Annotated in this window: 17 protein-coding genes; 14 read left to right on the top strand and 3 right to left on the bottom strand. The window is 28.9% G+C overall.

Going from position 1 to position 20,476, the window contains the following annotated elements; genetic code table 11:
* Positions 1-174: 174 nt before the first annotated feature.
* From aspS to V6137_RS16360, 8 genes are all read left to right on the top strand, one after another.
* Positions 175-1,464: an aspartate--tRNA(Asn) ligase gene (gene aspS / locus V6137_RS16325; protein WP_425449029.1), complete on the top strand. Its 1,290-nt coding sequence runs from the start codon at positions 175-177 to the stop codon at positions 1,462-1,464.
* 106 nt (positions 1,465-1,570) lie between these two features.
* Positions 1,571-2,497, top strand: coding sequence for a transposase (locus V6137_RS16330; RefSeq protein ID WP_425449030.1), 927 nt, complete (start codon positions 1,571-1,573; stop codon positions 2,495-2,497).
* A gap of 317 nt (positions 2,498-2,814) precedes the next feature.
* Positions 2,815-3,189: a BlaI/MecI/CopY family transcriptional regulator gene (locus V6137_RS16335; protein ID WP_425449031.1), complete on the top strand. Its 375-nt coding sequence runs from the start codon at positions 2,815-2,817 to the stop codon at positions 3,187-3,189.
* A 13-nt stretch (positions 3,190-3,202) separates the two neighbouring features.
* The gene (locus V6137_RS16340; RefSeq protein ID WP_425449032.1) at positions 3,203-5,065 is read left to right on the top strand and encodes a M56 family metallopeptidase; all 1,863 of its coding nucleotides are present in this window, start codon (positions 3,203-3,205) and stop codon (positions 5,063-5,065) included.
* Positions 5,066-5,470: 405 nt separating this feature from the next.
* Positions 5,471-6,415, top strand: coding sequence for a thioredoxin-disulfide reductase (trxB, locus tag V6137_RS16345; protein ID WP_425449033.1), 945 nt, complete (start codon positions 5,471-5,473; stop codon positions 6,413-6,415).
* A 195-nt stretch (positions 6,416-6,610) separates the two neighbouring features.
* Positions 6,611-7,600, top strand: a complete 990-nt coding sequence (locus V6137_RS16350; RefSeq protein ID WP_425449034.1) for a DUF4003 family protein — start codon at positions 6,611-6,613, stop codon at positions 7,598-7,600.
* Positions 7,601-7,737: 137 nt separating this feature from the next.
* On the top strand, positions 7,738-8,031 hold the full coding sequence (gene rpmA / locus V6137_RS16355; protein ID WP_425449035.1) for a 50S ribosomal protein L27: 294 nt from the start codon (positions 7,738-7,740) through the stop codon (positions 8,029-8,031).
* A 109-nt stretch (positions 8,032-8,140) separates the two neighbouring features.
* The gene (locus V6137_RS16360; protein WP_425449036.1) at positions 8,141-8,878 is read left to right on the top strand and encodes a sulfite exporter TauE/SafE family protein; all 738 of its coding nucleotides are present in this window, start codon (positions 8,141-8,143) and stop codon (positions 8,876-8,878) included.
* Positions 8,879-9,052: 174 nt separating this feature from the next.
* On the opposite strand, the gene V6137_RS16365 is transcribed toward V6137_RS16360, so the two are convergent.
* Genes V6137_RS16365 through V6137_RS16375 form a run of 3 tightly spaced genes read right to left on the bottom strand, consistent with a single transcriptional unit; the run spans position 9,053 to position 11,616 of the window.
* Positions 9,053-9,835: an ABC transporter permease gene (locus tag V6137_RS16365; RefSeq protein WP_425449037.1), complete on the bottom strand. Its 783-nt coding sequence runs from the start codon at positions 9,833-9,835 to the stop codon at positions 9,053-9,055.
* Positions 9,836-9,838: 3 nt separating this feature from the next.
* On the bottom strand, positions 9,839-10,642 hold the full coding sequence (locus tag V6137_RS16370) for an ABC transporter permease (protein ID WP_425449038.1): 804 nt from the start codon (positions 10,640-10,642) through the stop codon (positions 9,839-9,841).
* On the bottom strand, positions 10,639-11,616 hold the full coding sequence (locus V6137_RS16375; protein WP_425449039.1) for an ABC transporter ATP-binding protein: 978 nt from the start codon (positions 11,614-11,616) through the stop codon (positions 10,639-10,641). The genes V6137_RS16370 and V6137_RS16375 overlap by 4 nt, the downstream gene beginning before the upstream one ends.
* A 170-nt stretch (positions 11,617-11,786) precedes the next feature.
* On the opposite strand from V6137_RS16375, the gene V6137_RS16380 reads away from it, so the two are divergent.
* The 6 genes from V6137_RS16380 (at position 11,787) to V6137_RS16405 (ending at position 20,335) form a co-directional block, all read left to right on the top strand.
* On the top strand, positions 11,787-12,794 hold the full coding sequence (locus V6137_RS16380; protein ID WP_425449040.1) for a Wadjet anti-phage system protein JetD domain-containing protein: 1,008 nt from the start codon (positions 11,787-11,789) through the stop codon (positions 12,792-12,794).
* Positions 12,794-14,305, top strand: coding sequence for a replicative DNA helicase (locus V6137_RS16385; RefSeq protein ID WP_425449041.1), 1,512 nt, complete (start codon positions 12,794-12,796; stop codon positions 14,303-14,305). Before V6137_RS16380 ends, V6137_RS16385 begins: the two co-directional genes overlap by 1 nt.
* Positions 14,289-15,047 (top strand): DUF6063 family protein, encoded by a 759-nt coding sequence (locus V6137_RS16390; protein WP_425449042.1) that lies wholly within the window; start codon positions 14,289-14,291, stop codon positions 15,045-15,047. Before V6137_RS16385 ends, V6137_RS16390 begins: the two co-directional genes overlap by 17 nt.
* Complete coding sequence (locus V6137_RS16395; protein ID WP_425449043.1) at positions 15,031-19,458, top strand: hypothetical protein; 4,428 nt, start codon at positions 15,031-15,033, stop codon at positions 19,456-19,458. Before V6137_RS16390 ends, V6137_RS16395 begins: the two co-directional genes overlap by 17 nt.
* A gap of 72 nt (positions 19,459-19,530) precedes the next feature.
* Positions 19,531-19,722, top strand: coding sequence for a hypothetical protein (locus tag V6137_RS16400; protein WP_425449044.1), 192 nt, complete (start codon positions 19,531-19,533; stop codon positions 19,720-19,722).
* A 334-nt stretch (positions 19,723-20,056) separates the two neighbouring features.
* Entirely contained in the window at positions 20,057-20,335 is a 279-nt protein-coding gene (locus tag V6137_RS16405) for a YuzF family protein (protein WP_425449045.1), read from the top strand.
* Positions 20,336-20,476 lie beyond the last annotated feature (141 nt).

The raw sequence follows: 20,476 nt of genomic DNA on the forward strand, positions 1-20,476 counted from the left end.
ACAAGTTTATCTTCACAGTATGAAAAATTCAGATTGTCTTAGTGAACCGCCGTATACCGAACGGTACGTACGGTGGTGTGAGAGGCCGGTAGATAAATTAATTATCTACCTCCTACTCTATATATAAGGACGTCCTTTTTATATTTATTTAAATAATATAGGGAGGTTAACATTATGAAAAGAACATTGGTTAGAGAATTAAATGAAAATATTGATAATCAGGTTATAATAAAAGGGTGGATACACAGAATAAGAGAATTAGGTAAAATCGCATTTTTATTAATAAGGGATAGAAGTGGTGTTGTCCAATGTGTGGTAAATACTAAGGAGATAAATATAAAGGGGCTAAAACTTGAAAGTGTTGTTAAAATTTGTGGAGATGTTGTAGAAAATAAATCTTCTGAAGTAGGAGCTGAGATCCAAGTAACAGAATTAAAAGTTATATCAAAGGTAAATGAAGACTTACCAATTGAGATTAATAAAGATAAGGTAGAAGCTAACTTAGATGTTATATTAAATAATAGGGTTTTAAGCCTTAGAAATCCTAGGATAAATGCTATATTTAAAATACAGCAGGCCATTGCCCATGGTTTTTCAAAATTTTTAGTCAAGGAAGGCTTTACAGAAGTATTTACTCCCAAAATTGTTGCTGAAGGTACAGAAGGGGGTACTGAGCTTTTCAAAGTCAAATATTTTGATAAAGAGGCATATCTTGCCCAGAGTCCCCAATTTTACAAACAAATGATGGTGGGAGCAGGATATGAAAGGGTTTTTGAAATAGGCCATGTATATAGGGCTGAAAGTCATGATACTAAAAGACATATTAATGAATATATTAGTCTAGACTTAGAAATGGGATTTATCGAAGATGAGTATGAGATAATGGAGCTAGAAACAAGACTTCTTAAGTATATAATAAATTATGTTAATGAAATCCGTAGCAAGGAATTGGAAATGCTAGAAGTGAAAATGCCTAAGATAGAAGGGGAAATAGTGAAGATGGAACTTTCTAAAGCTATAGAAATATTAAAGGAAAATCACAATAAGACTGATCTTAAATATGATATTGACCCTGAAGGGGAAAAGTTAATATCAAAATATGTTAAGGAAAAATATAATTCAGACTTTGTTTTCCTTACCCATTATCCAAAGGAGAAAAGACCCATGTACACAACGCCTGCTCCCAATGGTAAAACCCATAGTTTCGACTTAATATTTAGGGGACTAGAGGTAACAACAGGGGGAATGAGGATACACAATTATAATCAACTAAAAGGGGCAATGATAAATAAAGGTCTTAACCCTGATGACTATGAAGGATATATGTCAGTATTCAAATACGGTATGCCACCCCACGGGGGATTGGCAATAGGACTTGAAAGGTTAACAGCCAAACTTTTAGGATATGAAAACATAAGGGAGACGACATTATTCCCCAGGGATAAATACAGATTAATGCCATAAGCAAAAACTTAAAACCGGTTCAGTGAAAAAAAGTGAAACTCATGTATAAAAAATACCCCTTAAGCTAATAATTAATTTAAAATATATTAGTGAAAGGGGTATTGTCATGCCAAGACCTTTTAGATTAAAAACAAATTTTTCTATTTATCATGTGATGATTAGATGCGTTGATGGTATTTTATTATTTAAAGACGATGAAGATAAGGATCAATTTTTGCTAAGATTAAAAAAGTATAAAAAAAGATATGGATTTAAATTGTATGCATTTTGTCTAATGGATAACCATGCCCATATGATTATAGATGCCAGTGGCGCTGATATAAGCAGGGTTATGCACGGTCTAAACTTATCTTATGCTAAGTACTATAATAGAAAATATGGTAGAAGAGGCCATGTATTTGGAGATAGATTTAGAAGTGAAATAATAGATGATGACAACTATATACTTCAAGCATCAAAGTATATTCATAAAAATCCTAGAAAGCTAAAAAAGTGGTCCAATAAAGTTTTTCAATATCCCTACTCCAGTGCTCCAATATATATGGGAGATGTGAATGATAGATTCGAGATATTAGACTGTGACTTCATATTAAAGTTATATAGTAAAGAAGATAAGAAGAAAGCTATAAAGGAATATCTAGATTTTATGCTTGTACCAAATTCTAAAGACGAGGAAGAACAGCTTGAAGCAGAATATGGATTTATAAATCAGAAATGTGAATACAAAAGCGAGAAGAGTATTATAGCTAAGGATATAGGACCAGATGATGTGATTGCATTTATTGGAGAGTACATAGGTGAAGATAAAAATAAAATAAAAATGAAGTATGTTAGAGATATAACTGAAGCTAAAGCAATAAGCATGCTGCTTATGGTTAGATTTTGTGATTATAAGATTAAGACGGTCTGTGGTTACTTTGGAAATATAACTCAATCAAGGGTATCTAGCCTATGTTCACTGGGAGTTGAGTTATTATTTAATGATGAGAAATATAAATATGTTATTAACGATTTTTTAAAGGTATGTGGTTGATAGAAAAAATTATCTAGACTATAAAATTTAAAATGTGAGGAGCAAAAACTTTATTTTAATAGAATAAAGAAGGACAAGCTATTGAAATATGAAATTAAGATAGGAAAAAGAGATAGAAAAAATAGACAGGTTCAAAGGCTATTAAAATAAATGATATTTTGTCAGGTGAATATTTAGTATTTTATATAATGAACCGGTATTATAATTTTATAATTTTAAAAACATTTTTAAAAAAAATTGCCAAAAACATATTGACAAATCAAGACTACAGATGTAAACTATAAGTAGATTACAAGTGTAGTTAGGGAGGTGAAGTTGTGGATACATTACCTAAGATATCTGACTCAGAATGGGAAGTAATGAAACTACTTTGGGAGCAATCTCCATCCACATCTAGCGAAATTATAGAAAGACTGTCACAAAATACAAAATGGAAACCTACGACTATAAAAACTCTAATTAGAAGACTAGTAAAGAAAAAAGCCATAGGTTTTGATGATAAAAACAGGACATATTATTACTATCCATTAGTTAAAAAAGAAAAGTTTATAAGGTCAGAGAGTAGATCGTTTTTAAAAAAAGTGTATGATGGTGGTTTGAAGGCCATGTTTGCCAATTTCTTGGAAATAGAGGATTTATCTAAAGAAGACATAGAAGAGCTTAAAGATATCCTTGATGAGAAAAAGGATTAAAGAGGTGTAGATTATGGTTAATTATGAAATATTTTTAAACTGGATTTTAAATACATCTATTAAAGTCAGTTTCATAGTGGGAGTAATATTACTATTTAAAATTTTGTTTAAGGGAAAACTAAGCATCAAGTGGCATTACTATATATGGTTTTTAATTATAATAAGACTAATTATGCCCTATGCTCCTGAAAGTCAAATGAGTGTCTTTAATTTATTCACTAATAACAAACCTACACCTGCTAGAGAGGAACAAATATCAACTACACATCAAGGAAATAATTATATTTTATATAAAAATAAGGATAAAACAATATATCAAAACAATAATGTATCTAATACGAACGAAGACAAATTTAAATATAATAAAACTTTTTATTTGTTTATACTTTGGGTTATAGGGGTTATTTTATTTGGAATTAAAATGTTAAAATCAAGTATAAAGTTATGGAAAAATATTAAAAACCAGAGGTATATACCGGGGAATAATATAATTAAAATATTTGAAAGTTGTAAAAGAAAGATGAATATAAAAAGACACATAGGTATATATCATACAAAAAAAGCAGACAGTCCTGTAATCTTCGGGATAGTTACTCCTAGTATATTACTACCAATAGATATAGATAAGGAGCTTTCAAATAAAGAACTGGAGTATATAATACTCCATGAATTAAGTCATTTTAAAAGACGAGACATTTTTGTGTCTTGTCTAATAAGTGTTTTGCAGATAATTCATTGGTTTAATCCTATAATATGGTATGGTTTTTATAAAATGCGTCAGGACTGTGAGATAGTTTGTGATGGTTTAGCACTTTCTTATATAGATAAGAAAGAATATAAAAGTTATGGTCTTACTATAATACGACTTATAGAAAATTCAAAACATTATGTCAAAACCATGGGTATGGCCAGTATGATAGGATATAAATCTCAATTAAAAAGGAGGATAAATATGATTAAAATATTTAATAAAAGTAAGTATAGGTTGTCTATAGCTTCAATTATATCAATATTATTTTTAGGAATAGTATTTTTAACAAATCCAAGTAGTGCCAATGAATATGGGAATTTAGATAATAATCCCAAAGTAGATAAAGAAGAATCCAATAAAGAATACACAATAGACCAATTAAATAAGGCAGTGATAATAAACGATATAGATTTAGTAAAAACAATAATAAAGAGTGGAAAGGTAGATATAAATAAGAAAAACTCAAAGGGAAGATACCCTATTGAAGAAGTGTTAGTTATGAATAATTGTGAGATGTCTAGGATATTATTAAAGGCAGGGGCAAACCCCCATGTAAAGACATCAGATGAAAAGACTGTGTATGAAAAAGTTATGGAGCAGAATAGCTTCTATTTAAAAGAGATTTTTAAAGTATATAATGGGGAAAGGGAAAATAAAACAGTATCTAAAGAAGAGTACCTGGAAAATATGAAGAAGGACATAGATGAAGAGTTAGAAGAAATAGCTGAAGCAAAGAGAGAAATAGCTGAACAAAAAAGAGAGTTAGCCCAAGCAAAGATGGAGCTTGCTGAAGAAAAAAAAGAAATAAATAAATCATTAGTAGATGGAGAAGAATCTAATGAAGAGTACACAATAGACCAATTAAATAAAGCAGTATTTCAAAATGATATAGATTTAGTAAAAACAATAATAGAAAGTGGAAAAGTAGATATAAATAAGGAGGATTCAAAGGGAAGATACCCTATTGAAGAGGTATTAGTTATGAATAACTGTGAAATGTCTAGGATATTATTAAAGGCAGGTGCAAACCCCCACGTAAAAACATCGGATGGAAAGACTGTATATGAAAAAGCCATGGAAGCAGAAAGCTGGTATCTAAGAAAAATATTTAAGGAATATGAATAGACAAGAGCTATACCCTTTGGGTATAGCTTTTAAGTTTTTGTAACAATTCCACAAGAAAGATACTTTAATAAAATCTAATAAATAAACGTTTTCTTCAGAAAACACAATGAAAATATATTGACAACTAAATTATAAACTTCCCATAAATATTAAATAACTGGATTATAAAAACTAAACAAACTATTGATAATATGGCATATAAGATTACAAAACCAAGATAACTAGTCACAGTATGTAAAAAAATAATAAAATTATATAAATTATTTTCACTATATGCCATAAAAGCAAAAAAAGTTTATATAATCTAAATAATAAATGAAAAATATGTATAGTTTTAATATTTAACTTTTATGAGAAATGAGAAAGAATAATATGGTGACTAAAGATAATAAAGGAGTGTTATAGATGGAAAATATTTATGATGTTGCCATAATCGGTGCAGGTCCTGCAGGTCTTGCTGCTGGATTGTATGCTGGAAGGGCTACTTTAAAGACTATAGTTATTGAAAAGGCTAAAACCGGGGGACAGATTGCTACAACAGAGGAAGTTGCCAATGTTCCAAGTTCCATAAGGGATGCAAGTGGACCATCACTTATAGCTAGAGCAGTTGAGCAAGTTGATGAGTTTGGTGCAGAAAGAGTATTTGACGAAATAACAGAGGTGGAACTGGAAGATAAAATCAAAGTATTAAAGGGTAAAAAAGAAACTTATAAAGCTAAGGCAGTAATAGTGGCTACAGGGGCTAAACCAAGATTATTAGGTATCCCAGGAGAAAAAGAACTTACAGGTAAAGGGGTATCCTACTGTGCTACATGTGATGGAGCTTTCTTTGAAGAAATGGAAGTTTTTGTTGTAGGTGGTGGAGACTCAGCAGTTGAAGAAGCAATGTTTTTAACTAAATTTGCCAGAAAAGTAACAATCCTTTCTAGAGACCCTGAATTAACATGTGCTAAATCTATTCAAGAAAAAGTATTTAAAAATGATAAAGTTGAAATAATGTGGAATACAGAAATAAAAGAATTAAAAGGTGACGGAATCCTAGAAGCTATGACACTAGAAAACCGTGAAACTGGTGAAAGAACTGAGTATGTAGCTGATGAAGAGGATGGAACTTTTGGAGTATTCGTATTTATAGGATATCAACCACAATCAGAGTTAATTAAAGATGTATTGGATACTGAATGGGGATATATTAAAACTGATGAAAATATGAATACAAATATACCTGGAGTATTTGCAGCGGGAGATGTTAGGGTTAAAACACTAAGACAAGTTGTAACTGCCAATGCAGATGGAGCTTTGGCTGCTGTTCAAGCTGAAAAATATATTGAAAATAACTTTGAAGAATAAATAGGATGGAAGTAGGATTTAATGCAGAGGCATTGTCCTAGGGTAAAATAGGGTGGATTTAAATCCACCCTATTTTAATACCTTTAAATATAATAATAGATAAAAAATGAAGGTAAATTATATGATAAAATAGTATAAAGGGTATAATTAACTTGACAAAAAAGTTATAAGGCTAAGAAGGGGGTAAATATTTAAATGTTAAATCAATCTTTAGAAAAAAGGTTTAATGACCAGTTAAACATATACAATCAGTTATATGAAAAGTTAAAATGGAAATTACAAAAAGAAATTATAGCTATGGTGGCATCTGTATATATAATTAATGATAAAGAATTCGATTTAGATGAACTGATAGATGTAAGTAACTATATAAAGGACAATGTAGGACTATTTTCTCCATTAAGATCTCATCAAAAATATGCCATGGCGGCAATGTTAATTAGTAAATTTGAAAATCCAAAGGGTAAATTTGATGAACTTATTAATTATTATGATAAATTGGTGGAAGGAGGATTTAAAAAAGGGACCTATACGTCAATAGCAGCACTAGCCCTTATGACTACTGTTAATGATAATGAAAATATAGAATCGAGGATAGAAAAGTCCTTAGAGGTTTATAAAGGTATGAAAAGTAATCATTTTTTCTTAACATCCCAGGGAGATTATCCTTTAGCTGTATTACTATCAAAGTTTGATAAAAGTAATGATATCCTAATGGAAGAAGTAGAAAGGTTCTATAAAGATTTATCAGAATCTAATTTTAAAAAGGGTAACGATTTACAACTTTTATCCCATATTTTAATGTTGGGAAAAGATGAACATAATGAGGATTTAGTTAATAGATGCAACAGAATTTATGACGAAATGATAGATAAGGAAATAAAGATAAAGAGAAGGAGCTATCCACAAATAGGTCTTATAGCTCTCATAAATAGTGAAGTGTCAACAGAAATTCAAAATATAAAAGAATTGCTTACAAAACTTAATAACCAGAAAGGCTTTAAATATATGAAAGATATAAACTTGATGGTTTCAACAGGCGTAGTAGTTAAAAGTAAGATAAAAGATAAAGAGATAATAGAAACAGGACTTAGTACAACCATTGAAACCATAATACAAGCACAAAATGCCGCTATGATTGGAGCAATAGCAGCAAGCTCAGCAGCAGCCACTGCAAGCAGCTAAATATTCCATAATATACCTAGTTATTTTTTGATTTACTTTTATATATAAGGGTATTAGTTATAAGTAAATGATAATTATTATCAATGATAGATTGATATCTTATAAAAATATTCTTAATATATAGGAGGAAGTTAATAATGATAAAGATAAATTTACAATTATTCGCCCATAAAAAGGCAGGAGGAAGTACAAAAAATGGTCGAGACAGTAAGTCAAAAAGACTAGGAGTTAAAAGGGCCGACGGACAATTTGTTCTAGGTGGAAACATTTTAGTAAGACAAAGAGGTACTAAAATCCATCCAGGAAATAATGTTAAAAGGGGTGGAGATGATACACTATTTGCTGTAATAGATGGCATTGTAAAGTTTGAGCATAAGGGAAAAAAGAAAAAACAGGTAAGTGTTTATCCGTTAGAACAAGAAGTTATATAATAAATTAGAGGGACTAAATATATTTAGTCCCTCTAATTTATTTATACTTTTTCCCTAGTATTATGATAAAATGACATAGTGAACATCACAACTAGGAGGTGATAGGATAATGTCACAGGAAATATTAATAATTATAGCAGGATTAGTGGTTATATTTTCGGCAGGATTTATACAAGGGGTAACTAGCTTTGGTTTTTCATTATTTTCATTACCACTGTTGGGATTATTTATGCCCTTAAAATTAGTTGTTCCTATGCTAGTGGTATATAGTTTAATAATGAACTCAATGATTCTTTATAATGTAAGAAAGGATATAAACTTAAAGAAAATATATATAATGATAATATCTTCTTTTATAGCTACTCCAATAGGTGCTAATCTACTGATAAATGTAAGTGAAAGTTTGTTAAAAATCAGTGTCGGTATAATAGTTACAATATCCGCTATTGCATTTTATTTTGGATATAAGGTTAAAGTTAAAAATGAGAAAATAGCTTACATACCTATAGGATTTTTTAGTGGATTATTAAATGGGAGTGTTAGCTTAAGTGGACCACCTGTTATTTTATTTTTAACTAATCAAGGAGTTAAAAAGCAAACCTTTAGAGCTACATTAACTGCATATTTTTGGGTGTTAAATATTATGACTGTAATTACCTTTACCTATAAAGGACTTATAAATGGAGAAGTTATGGAGTATACGGGATATTTATTACCGGCATTAATCGTAGGTGTATTATTAGGGATTAAGTTAGGTAATAAAGTGAAAGAGGAAATATTTGAAAAGTTAACTACTGTGTTAATAATTATTATGGGAATTTTATCTATAATTTCAGGGATGAAATAAAAATGTGATTAACCAATTTAATTGGTTAATCACATTTTTTAATAGTAACAAAAGTACAGTTATATAAATTGGTATTTTTTTATAAGAATATTTCTATAGCTTTTTTGATAGTGTCTTTTAATTTATAATTTAAAATTTATAATTTAAAATTGTAAAGCATGGGTTTTATGCTTTTTATGATCCTGTAGATTTATAATGTTTTACTCCAAAACACCATATTAAAACACATGGAATTATAAAAAGCATTCCAAGTACTGGACTAATCATATACATAAATTTATTGCCATCTATCTTATCTAAGATAAACATAAGGGGCAAATAATTTACCGTTCCAAAGGGGATGACATATGTAAAAAACTTCTTTATCCAATCTTTATATATACTTAATGGATATTGGGATATCTCCCTACCACCATCGGTAAATATATTTATAACTTCTATTCCTTCTATGGTCCAAAAACATAAGGTAGCCCCTATCATATATATACCTGAAAATATAAATATTCCACTTAATATCATCAATAATAGTGTTACAACTTTATAAACATCCCAATCTAAATTTAAATTTATTATAGAAAAAACTAAAACTATAAGACTTTGGCTAAGTCGACCTACCCTTGTAAATTCAAATTTAGAACCGAGGACTTGCAGGATAGTTGTCCTAGGCCTTACTAGTATTCTATCAAAGTCACCGTTTATAACTAAAGATGAAAAGGAATCAAATCCCCTAACGAAGCATTCGCTTAGGGAAAATCCTATATGGGTCACTGCATAACATAAACTAACTTCATATAAAGACCATCCAGCTATATTAGAAAAACGCTGAAATAATAAAAATATTGATATAAAAGTTAAAAATGGAACAAAGAATTGGCCTATTGAAAGTAAAATAAAAGAAGTTCTGTATTCCATTTGACTTTTAAATAATATAGATACATATTTAAAATATAGTTTCATATACTAACCTCCTTGAACCACGACTCTTTTTAAAGCTTTATTCATCCAAACCTTACCTAGACCAACAATAATAACTATCCATAAAAGTTGTACTACGATACTAATTATAGCTTCTTTAATGCCTATGTTACCAGCATATATTCTAAAGGGTAAATCTGAAGCATACCTAAAGGGGAGAATATATGCTACCTTTTTTAGCATATTTGGCATCAAGGGAACGGGGAGTAACATACCCGCAAAAAACTCTCCAATTAAACCAATTAACATAGTAGAACCAACAGGGGACATTGTATAAAATATTGAAATATATATTAGCATAGAGATTCCTACAATTAATACTAGTCCTAGTATTAAAGTTATAAAAAATAGAACAAATGTTGAAAAGCTAGGTGGTAAAGAAAAATTATATGGTTCTGGCAATAAAAAAGCTACTATTAATATTGGGGAAGATTTAAGTATAGCAGCTGATAATCTTTGGGCGATGAGTTTAGCATACCAAAGGTTATATATATTAGTTGGACGACAAAGTTCATAGGCGATATTACCGCTGGTTATAAGATTTGCTAGTTCTTTATCCCTAAGCCAAAGCATTATAAATGCTAAGAAGCTTTGTTGTAGCCATATCATTTGAATTAGTTGATTTAACGATATTGGTTGGGGATTAGAAGTACTATTATAGAAGGCTTGATATATCATTATAAACATGAAGCCCCAGAAAAATTGAGTGGCAATACCTGCTAAAGCTGCAATCCTATATTGGAGTCCCTTAATTAGTCTCATTTTAAATAGTGAGTAATAGGACTTCATATTTGATACTCCTTATATAATTCAATGATGATTTCTTCTATGGGTCTACTATCAACACTTAAATCTAGGATATCTACTTCCTTTGATAATAAACTTATGACTTTAGATACCTTCACTTTACTTAAGTCTACAGACAGAGTAAGTCTTTCCTTAGATTTATATAAAAGGGTAGTTCCATCGATATTTATATCTTTATTACTTTCTTTAAAATCTACGGTAAGAGTTTTGTGGGTGGCAAATTTGTTTTTAAGATTAGTTAATGTACCATCGAGTAAAATCTTTCCTTTACCTATCAAGATAATCCTTTCAGCTAATGCTTCAATATCACTCATATCATGGGTAGTAAGTATAACGGTAACATTTTTTTCTTTATTTATGGTTTTTATAAAGTTACGAACTGCAATCTTAGAAACTGCATCAAGACCTATGGTGGGTTCATCCAAAAACAATATTTTAGGATTATGTAGTAAAGAAGCTGCAATTTCACATCTCATTCTTTGACCTAGACTTAATTGTCTAACTGGAGTGGTGAGAATAGATGATAAATCTAAAGTAGATGTTAATAATTCTATATTATCTTTAAAATCTTTATCAGGTATTTTGTAGATATCCTTTAATAAGTTATAGGAGTCAATAACGGGAACATCCCACCAAAGCTGAGACCTTTGACCAAAGACAACACCTATATTTTTAACATGTTCTATTCTGTTTTTCCAGGGGGTAACTCCTAGAATATCACACTTTCCCTTATCAGGAACTAAAATACCACTTATGATTTTAATGGTGGTGGATTTCCCTGCTCCATTGGGGCCTATGTAACCAACGATTTCACCTTCACCTATATTAAAGGAAACATCATCTAAGGCTTTAACAATTGAGTATTTGGGATTAAATAAAGACTTTATTGCCGAATAAATCCCTGCACTTCTTTTGGAGACTTTAAAACTTTTGCTGATGGATTTAACTTCAATCATTGTATACCTCCTTTATAATTCCAGTATTAAATTATGAATATTCTAAAATCGCCGCGGAGAAATTATTATATATTAATTAGCTAAATTTGTCAATAAAGAATTTTTCAGTATCTATATTTTAGATATACTATGTTATAATTAACCTAGAAAAGAATAAAAAGGTGATAAAAATGGACAAAAAAATTTGTAGTTATTTAGAAAATAGAAAAAAGAAAACTATATATTTAACAGAATTAGCCAAATTATTCCCGGGAAATATTAATTATGATGAATTTTTTACTAATATAAAAAAACTTGAGGAAGTAGATATTTTAATTCCTGTGAAAAGTCATGGTACAAATAATAAAAATAATCCCCTATATAATACCTACCGTATTAATAAAGGGTATTTTAGGCAACAATTAATAGATGAAATACAAAACTTTAAATTAAGACTGCATTCAGATATAGATTTAAATTCCTACTTATCATTAAATAAAAAAGAACTTAAAAAAGATCTACCCTATATAAAAATAGTAGATAAATATTTAAAAGAAAAGGGACTCCCCACAAAGGAAGTTTCATCTCCAGAACGCTCCTATGAAATAATAGGGGATGAAAAATGGATAGATGAAAAGGGAGGAAGAAGATTTCTTAGACGGATTAATTTGTATGAAAAACTCAAGATATCATATAAAAACGACCCATTAATGTTTGCCATAAATCCAAAGGAATTAGATAAAAAGGAACATAAGCATATGATTGTAGAAAATAAAGCTACGTTTCATTTATTTTTAGATGTATTAAATATTACTGATTTTACTTCCCTTATATATGGGGGAGGATGGAAAATAGTATCTAATATAGTTATGCTAGAAAAACAACTGGGACTTAGTAGCTGTAAACATATATTATATTATTTTGGAGATATGGATTATGAGGGTATATCTATTTGGAGTGGGCTAAACGGGAAAAGAAAAACCTATTTAGCATTGGAGTTTTATAGGGAACTTTTGAAAATTAAGCCATCTAAAGGGAAAGAAAGTCAAAGGAAAAATGATAGGGCATTAGATAAATTTTTACAGAATTTTAATGATGATGAAAAGTTAAATATAAAGAAGTTACTTAAAGATAAAAAGTATTATCCCCAAGAAGCGTTAAATAAAGAAGTAGTAGAGAAGATATGGAGGAATATTTGATGGAAAAAATAATAAGGGGAGTAACGGAAAATTATAGGGACAGAATACAAAGACTTGCTCTGTTTGATCCATTATATAAGCTGGAAAATAAAAAAACTAAAGATAAAAGTAATAATAATATAGATTTTTTTAGTCTTGGTCTATTAACCCTTCTTTTCTTTTTCGAAAATATGCTTATAAGAAATAAAAAAACAGGGGTAAAGGAGCTTACAGACTTTCTATATACCATAAATAAAGGAAAAATAGATTTAGATTATAAAGGATTTCAAAAAATATCAAAGGATATTATAGAAACCTTTAGACCATCCAGTGGAAAGCGAAATCATAGAACTTTTTTTAATTGGGAGACTAGAAAAGAAGAAATGGTCCAGTATTCCATACTTAAGGCATCAAAATCTGATACTAGGGCTAATGTTCAGTATTATACCCTAGATGAACAGGGATTAGAGCTTATTTTTGCTACTAAAGAGTATTTTAGTGAATTTCAACTATCCATGAATCAGTTACTTCTAAGAAAGCAATTAGAAAAGGGAGAGTTTATAGGTGCCATAAGACAGATAGATGAAATGAGAATAAATGTCGAAACTCTAGAAGATAGAATAACAAAAATAAAACATGAAATTCAACAAAATATAATATCGGAAAAAACCTATGAAAGGTATAAGGACCTCTTAGAAGATATACATAGAAGGCTAAAATATGAAAGTGAAGAGTTTAATGAACTTAAATCCTTTGTTAAAGAAACCAAGGAAAGAATGGGATATGAACTTAAAAATGATAAGGATAAGAGGGCCTATGAATATATAATAAAAGTGGACAAAGAGTTAGGGGAGGTTCATTTTCAACATGGAAAGTTACTAAAAAGGACTATAGAACTTAAAACCACCACCCTTAGAGCTGCTGAAGAGTCCCTATATTATGTAGGTATAGATTCTTTTAACTTTAAAAATGAGATAGTTTCTAGGTTGTTTTCTTCACCGCTTCCCCTAGAAGCATCAAAAACATTAATAAAACCCCTTTTATATTTAGAAAAACAGGAAACGTGGTCTCCTATGATGGTGTTTTTTCCCCAGCGAATAGAAAATAACAATAAAGAGGATAAGACCTACGAGTTTTTAAATATAAAAGACGAAGAAGAAATGAAAAAAGAAGTTGAAATAGTAGGAAAGAACTTTAAATATATTATGGAAATTATATTAAAGATATTAGATAAAGATAACACTGTTAGTATTAAAGAGGTAGTAAAATATATGAAGGAAAATGATTATAACAATATATTAAATGATAAGTTATTTTATCATTTTCTAATTATTCTACATCAAAAGTCTCCCATAGTTTTAAACATGGAGGATAATGAATCTGAAATACTTTTTAAAGATATAATAGAACTTTTACAAGAAAAATATAAAGCCTTAACAGTTGTTAAGGACAAAGAAAATATAAAAGTGAATGATAGATTTAATATACAAAATATTATTATCAAATTGGAGGAAGATGAGATTGTATTATGATGATAATGAAGTTATAAAAGCTTTTAAAATGTATACCAATTTAGCAAACAAAGGTTATGGATATAAAGATGACTTTAAACTATATTTAGCCGATGACAAAATAAGAGACCTAGTTGATCAATTTGCCAAGGAAGTGGATAGTGTGGTATTTGTGGCAGGGGATTATATATACCTTGTGCCAATGGTAATGGAGTCTCCTTTTCATATTACAAATGAAAGTATAAAAAAGGACTATCTACCTTCTAAAGCCATAAATATGGATATATATCTTATGTATGTAACCATAATAGTGTTATTTGGAGAATTTTATGATGGATATCAAAGTACAAATCCAACCAGAGATTTCATATCTATAGATGAGTGGTTAAGAAATGTAAGTGATAGAATTTTTTCCTTAAAGGAATATGATAAAGAAGAGCTAGAGGAATTGGAAAAAGACTATGAATATAATTGGATATCAATACTGGATAAATGGGATGCTATGAATGATTTAAAGGAAAATGTAAAAAATCAAAATGCAAGAACCATAAGTAGACTTGGTTTTTTAAATACAGTTAAGAAATTTTTATTATCCCAAGAACTCATTAATGACATAGGAAACGATGAGATAGAACTAACCCAAAAGGCAAAAACTATTATACAAAGATACTATATGGAGTATGAGTTTAATAGGGGGATACTTGATTTTATGTATAATATGGATAAAAGGGAAGGGGAGAAAAATAATGCCATCTATATCTAAGATACGTTTTACCAATGTTATATATGAAAATGGAGGGAAGCGTTATAATGATGATATATTTCATTTTGATGGATATAATGGAGCGGTACTTTTAGCAAATGGAGGAGGTAAAACCGTATTTGTTCAAACAGCTCTACAGGCAATACTTCCCCACCAGGACCTAGGAGAAAGGAAAATAAGAAATACATTGTCCCTTGAAGGGGGGCCTTGTCATATAGCAATAGAATGGATTATAAACGAAAAACCTAGACAATATGCACTAACCGGTGTTACTTTATTTTTAAATAATAATAGGCTTGATTCTTATAGATATGTATATGAATATGGATATAATGATAACAATGATATAGAAAATATACCCTTTATAAAGGAAATGAAGGATGGGAAGAAAAGACCTGTAAGTAAAGGGGAAATAAATGAATATTATCAATACATGAAGGGCCAATATATGAATGCCAAGACCTTTGATATCATAAAGGAATTCCATAACTATATAGAAAATAATTATAAGATTATCCCTTCAGAATGGAAGAAAATAGCCCTAATAAATGGTGCAGAGGGGGGAGTAGAAAGGTTTTTCGATGGATGTAAAACCAATAGAAATCTTTTAGACAAACTCCTTATACCTGTTGTTGAAGAAGCGGTATCGGAAAATGGGACAAAGGACTTTGTGGATACTTTTGAGAAGCAAAGGGAGCATTTTAAAATACACAAACAATTAAGGGATAGGATAGAGGAAAGTAAGAAGATAGAAAGGGAAATTAATAATTATGTAGATATATTTTCAGATTATAACAGGATAAAAGAAAAATTAAACAATAAAAAACAGTATGGAAAGGGAATGTTTAATTACATTAAAAAAGAAAGAAATGATATAGAAGAAAAGTTATCTGAAAATTTACTAGAAACAGAAGAACTAGAAATGGAGCTAGAGGAACTTAATAGGGAAAAAATGTCCTATGATTTAGCTCTTTTAAAGAATAAATTAGAAAAGGTTAAAGCAAGCTATGATGAAGTGTTAGAAAATTACAAAAAAGAAATAAAAATATATAGATTAAAAAATAAGCATCTTAGTAATTTGGAAATAGCAAAGACAAAAAGAGATATAAAAAAATGTGATGATATAATAAAAGGTTATAAAGAAGAAATAGAACTTTTAAAGGAAGACGTTGATATAAAAGATATAAAGGACAAACTAGACTTAAATGGCTCTAATATAAAGGGATATTTTATAAATGAGATAGATACATTAAAGAAAAAAGTAGATGCTATAAATGGTCAAATAGAAAACTATAAATATGATTTAAAAAAAGAAAGGGAAAAACTTAATAAAGCCACTAGTAGCAAAGAAACTACACTAAAAAATATAAATAATAAAAAGGGAAGAATCGATGAAATAGATAAAAGTCTTAAGTTCATAAAAAATAGTATTCTTGATAGGGATACAGATGATGTTATAGAACAGCAGAAAAAGTGGAAACAAAGAATAGGTAATCTAGAGGAAGATATAGTATTTAGTAACTCTAGGATAACTACCTTAGAGGAGGAAAAGGAAGATATAAATAGTAGTTTGAAAATTAATAGGGAGAAACTAAATAATATATATAAAGAAAGTTCTTTAATAAATACAAGATTAGAAAATATAAATGAAAATCATGATGATTTATTAAACAAAATACAATCTATAAATAATAGATGGGATTATGTAACTTCATTATATACTAATCAAGATTCAATATTAAATAATATGGAAAATAAAATAATAGGCTTAAGAGAAGAGAAAGAACAACTCTTATTAAAGGAAAGAATAACCACTAGACTATGGGATTATTATAGGGATAATGATTATTTCATGGCAGAGCCTCTACTGGAAAAGTGGGTGAAGGATTGGAAAGAAGAATTTTCATATATAGAACTAGGAACTAGATTTATCCAAAGAGTTTCTAAAAACTTTAATAATGAAGAGACTGAGTACTTTAAAAACTATAGATATTGGGCTATAACCATAATAGTATATGATAAAGAAATAGACAGGCTTAAAGAAAAAATATCAGAAAAAATAGATGATATAACATATCCGGTATTTTTATTATCAGAGGATAAAGCCAGGGAAGTTATAGAAAAGGATGCTATAGAAAATACATCCTGTATATTTCCAAAGCATTGGAAGGATAATCTTAACCAAACTAATTTTAAAAACTGGAAAGATAATATCAGTAGCCATGCCATTAATATAACCAATGAAAGAAAAAACAAGGAGAAGGATTTTGGTCAATATAATGAGTTATTAAATAGATTATATGACTTTTATAATAGATATCCCTATGAAGGCTTTCAACATCTAAATGAAGAAAAAAATAGATTAAATAATGATATTCATAATTATAAGGTTACAATTAATAATATGGAGGAAAGACTCAATATTATTGGTAACGAGATATCAAGTTTAAATCAAAATATAATCGATAGTAGAAATGAAAGTAGTATATTAAATAATAAAGTTCAAAAAGGACAAGAATATATTACTAAAAAGAAAGAAAAGGACAATATATTAATATTAAAATATGATTTAGAAGAAAAATTAAAAGTTATAAATAATAATATAGTAAGAATAAATAAAGAGATTTCTAGTAACGAGGAAATATTAAATAATCTAAATGAAGAATTACTAGAGATGAAAAATGAGATAAATAATTTAAAATCAAAGGAACTATATAATGAAGTTAAAAGCTTTGAAGTAATATATAGTGACAAAGATATAGAGGTATTAAAAATTGAAAGAAAAAGATTAAAAGATAGGTTATATAAAAAGAAAAGTAATATAGAAAATTTAGAAGAGAATTTAAAAAGGGAAAGAAAAAATAAAGAAGAGCTGGAAACAACTTTGAAACTTAAAAGAAAAAGTTGTGACTATGAAATAGATGAAGATCTAAATTATCCTATATATGGGGATAGGGAAATGGAAAAGTTAACCGATGAAATAATGACTATGAAGCCCAATATCAATAAATTAGAAGATACTAAAGCTACAAAGGAAAAGGAATATAATGATTATAATAAAGAGTATAGTATAAGAGTGGATGATTTCCATAAAGAATATGAAGAAATAATAGTATTTACTGAGCCCTTATATAAAGTAAAGGATAATATAGACATAAAGGAAAAAGAATTAATTAAAAGGGGAAAAAACATAAAAAGTCTATATAAAAAATTAATTAATGAAAAAGAAGATTTAGAAGATGTGATAAGAAAGATGGAGCTTGGAAATGCCCAATATAACTATTTGATAGATGATATTAAACCCCTTCCTATAAAGGAAGAAATAAAAACAGATTTTTCATATAATCGTAGTAAATATGTGGATAAAATTATAGAAGACATAGGCTCATTAAATGATGAATTAGAAAAAGGGAAAGAATATGTGGGAAAACAAAGAAATCTATTTATAGTATTTTGTGAAAATGAGATTAAACATCCTAAATTAAAGAAAAATGCCACTGAAGGGGTAAGATACAGAACCGATTATCAAGAGATAATAGACTGGAAAAACAAAATGCAAAATAACCTATCCCATATAATAAAGATATCCCAAGATCATATGAGGGAACATGATAGAGAATTAAAACAATTTATAGATCATCTTTACACATATATGGAAACCATAACTACAGAACTAGGTATGATACCTAAAAAAACTAGGATTAAAATAGAAGATAAGTGGAAACAGATGTATAACTTTAATATTCCCAAATGGAATGGTAGGCAGGCTAAAGATTCCTTAGGGGAATATATAGATTGGTTAATAAAGGAGTTGGAAAATAGGGAGTATAAAAATGAAGATGGTAGTGAAAATGAAGTGAAGATAAGAAAAGAGATAGAGAAGTGGTTAGATCCTAAGCAACTTATAGGAGTAGTATTAAATAATAAAGAAATAAAAATAAGTTGCCGTAAAGTAACTAATGATGGCAGAGTAAGTAGTGCCCCCACGTCTTGGCAGAGCTCCAATAATTGGTCAGGGGGAGAGAAATGGAGTAAAAATATGACACTTTTTTTAGGAATACTTAATTATTTAGCAGAAAAGAGGCAAAATATAACCACAAGCCAAAGGAATAATAGAACTGTAATCATGGATAACCCTTTTGGAAAAGCATCAAGTGATCATGTTCTTGACCCAGTGTTTTTTATTGCTGAAAAACTAGGTTTTCAGATAATAGCTTTAACTGCCCATACTGAAGGGAAATTTATTAGAAATTATTTTCCTGTTGTATATAGTTTGAAACTAAGGGAAGCAAATAGAGAAGGAAACCTAATAATAGATAAAGAAAAGGAAATAAGCCATATCTTTTTTAAAGATAATGCTCCAGATTCATTGATGCGACTAGAAGATACTGAACAAATGACATTGTTTTAGGGAGAATATATATTTAAAAAATACAGATACTAGATATGAAGCTATAAAAATAATTAATGGAGGTAGTTTTATATGCAAAATAAAAATGCCCGTCAGCAGGTACAGGATGTATATTCTCAACTTAAAACTTGTAGAGACAATCTAAATCAAGCAATACAATCGGTGGAAAAACAGGAAAATAAAGTTCAAATACAAAGTACTTTAGGAGCAATAGATAACGCATTATCAACAGCTAATAGAACCCTTTCAAATTATAAAGAGTAATATAAAAACCAGATGATTTAAATCATCTGGTTTTTATATTACTCTTTATAGTGTTTTATTTAGGAAAATTAAGTTACTGGAGATTCTGTATCAAGTCATTGTAGAATATATATTAGGTTACTGTAGGTTGTATATTAAGTTACTGTAGGGTGTATATTAAGTTACTGTAGCATACATATTAAGTTGTTGGGGGATTCGTAATCCCCCAACTAATATTTGCATAAATAGAAATTTTATTGTTCACAAAAAGCATATATATATTTATACTCACTATGCTTGTTTTAATGCATAAAATATAAATGAGAAGAAGTAAAAAAATATAGGAGATGATTAGATGAATTATTATAGATGTCCAAACCAAATGCCTATGCCTATTATGCCAAGGGAAAGAGATTGCTATGGTCCCGATAATAGAACAACCATAGTGGAGCCCGACGTGATGAAAACTTTAAAAAGTGTAAAGGGAAAAAGAATGGTGATAGAGACAGTTAGGGGAAGTGTAGAAGGAATATTAGAAGATGTTAAAGTTGACCATATCGTTATAAAATCGGTTTGCAGTAAGTCAAGATTTTTTATTAGAATACAGGAAATAGTATATGTTATGCCTATTTAGATATTTTTAGGAAAGTCCATTGCTAAATTCTTAGCAATGGACTTTCTTCTTTTCTTAAGAAATTTGTAAGAAATATATCTGTTTTTCGTTAAAAAATATTTATTAACAAATGTTATAATTATACATGAAAGGAGGGGGATA

This window comes from Dethiothermospora halolimnae (assembly GCF_037577855.1).
Classification (GTDB): Bacteria; Bacillota; Clostridia; order Tissierellales; family VENL01; genus Dethiothermospora; species Dethiothermospora halolimnae.

Bases quoted from the DNA above. Each gene is read 5' to 3' on its own strand.
- aspS (WP_425449029.1), top strand. From the start codon at position 175: ATGAAAAGAACATTGGTTAGAGAATTAAATGAAAATATTGATAATCAG.
- V6137_RS16330 (WP_425449030.1), top strand. From the start codon at position 1,571: ATGCCAAGACCTTTTAGATTAAAAACAAATTTTTCTATTTATCATGTG.
- V6137_RS16340 (WP_425449032.1), top strand. From the start codon at position 3,203: ATGGTTAATTATGAAATATTTTTAAACTGGATTTTAAATACATCTATT.
- trxB (WP_425449033.1), top strand. From the start codon at position 5,471: ATGGAAAATATTTATGATGTTGCCATAATCGGTGCAGGTCCTGCAGGT.
- V6137_RS16350 (WP_425449034.1), top strand. From the start codon at position 6,611: ATGTTAAATCAATCTTTAGAAAAAAGGTTTAATGACCAGTTAAACATA.
- rpmA (WP_425449035.1), top strand. From the start codon at position 7,738: ATGATAAAGATAAATTTACAATTATTCGCCCATAAAAAGGCAGGAGGA.
- V6137_RS16360 (WP_425449036.1), top strand. From the start codon at position 8,141: ATGTCACAGGAAATATTAATAATTATAGCAGGATTAGTGGTTATATTT.
- V6137_RS16365 (WP_425449037.1), bottom strand. From the start codon at position 9,835: ATGAAACTATATTTTAAATATGTATCTATATTATTTAAAAGTCAAATG.
- V6137_RS16370 (WP_425449038.1), bottom strand. From the start codon at position 10,642: ATGAAGTCCTATTACTCACTATTTAAAATGAGACTAATTAAGGGACTC.
- V6137_RS16375 (WP_425449039.1), bottom strand. From the start codon at position 11,616: ATGATTGAAGTTAAATCCATCAGCAAAAGTTTTAAAGTCTCCAAAAGA.
- V6137_RS16380 (WP_425449040.1), top strand. From the start codon at position 11,787: ATGGACAAAAAAATTTGTAGTTATTTAGAAAATAGAAAAAAGAAAACT.
- V6137_RS16385 (WP_425449041.1), top strand. From the start codon at position 12,794: ATGGAAAAAATAATAAGGGGAGTAACGGAAAATTATAGGGACAGAATA.
- V6137_RS16390 (WP_425449042.1), top strand. From the start codon at position 14,289: ATGAGATTGTATTATGATGATAATGAAGTTATAAAAGCTTTTAAAATG.
- V6137_RS16395 (WP_425449043.1), top strand. From the start codon at position 15,031: ATGCCATCTATATCTAAGATACGTTTTACCAATGTTATATATGAAAAT.
- V6137_RS16400 (WP_425449044.1), top strand. From the start codon at position 19,531: ATGCAAAATAAAAATGCCCGTCAGCAGGTACAGGATGTATATTCTCAA.
- V6137_RS16405 (WP_425449045.1), top strand. From the start codon at position 20,057: ATGAATTATTATAGATGTCCAAACCAAATGCCTATGCCTATTATGCCA.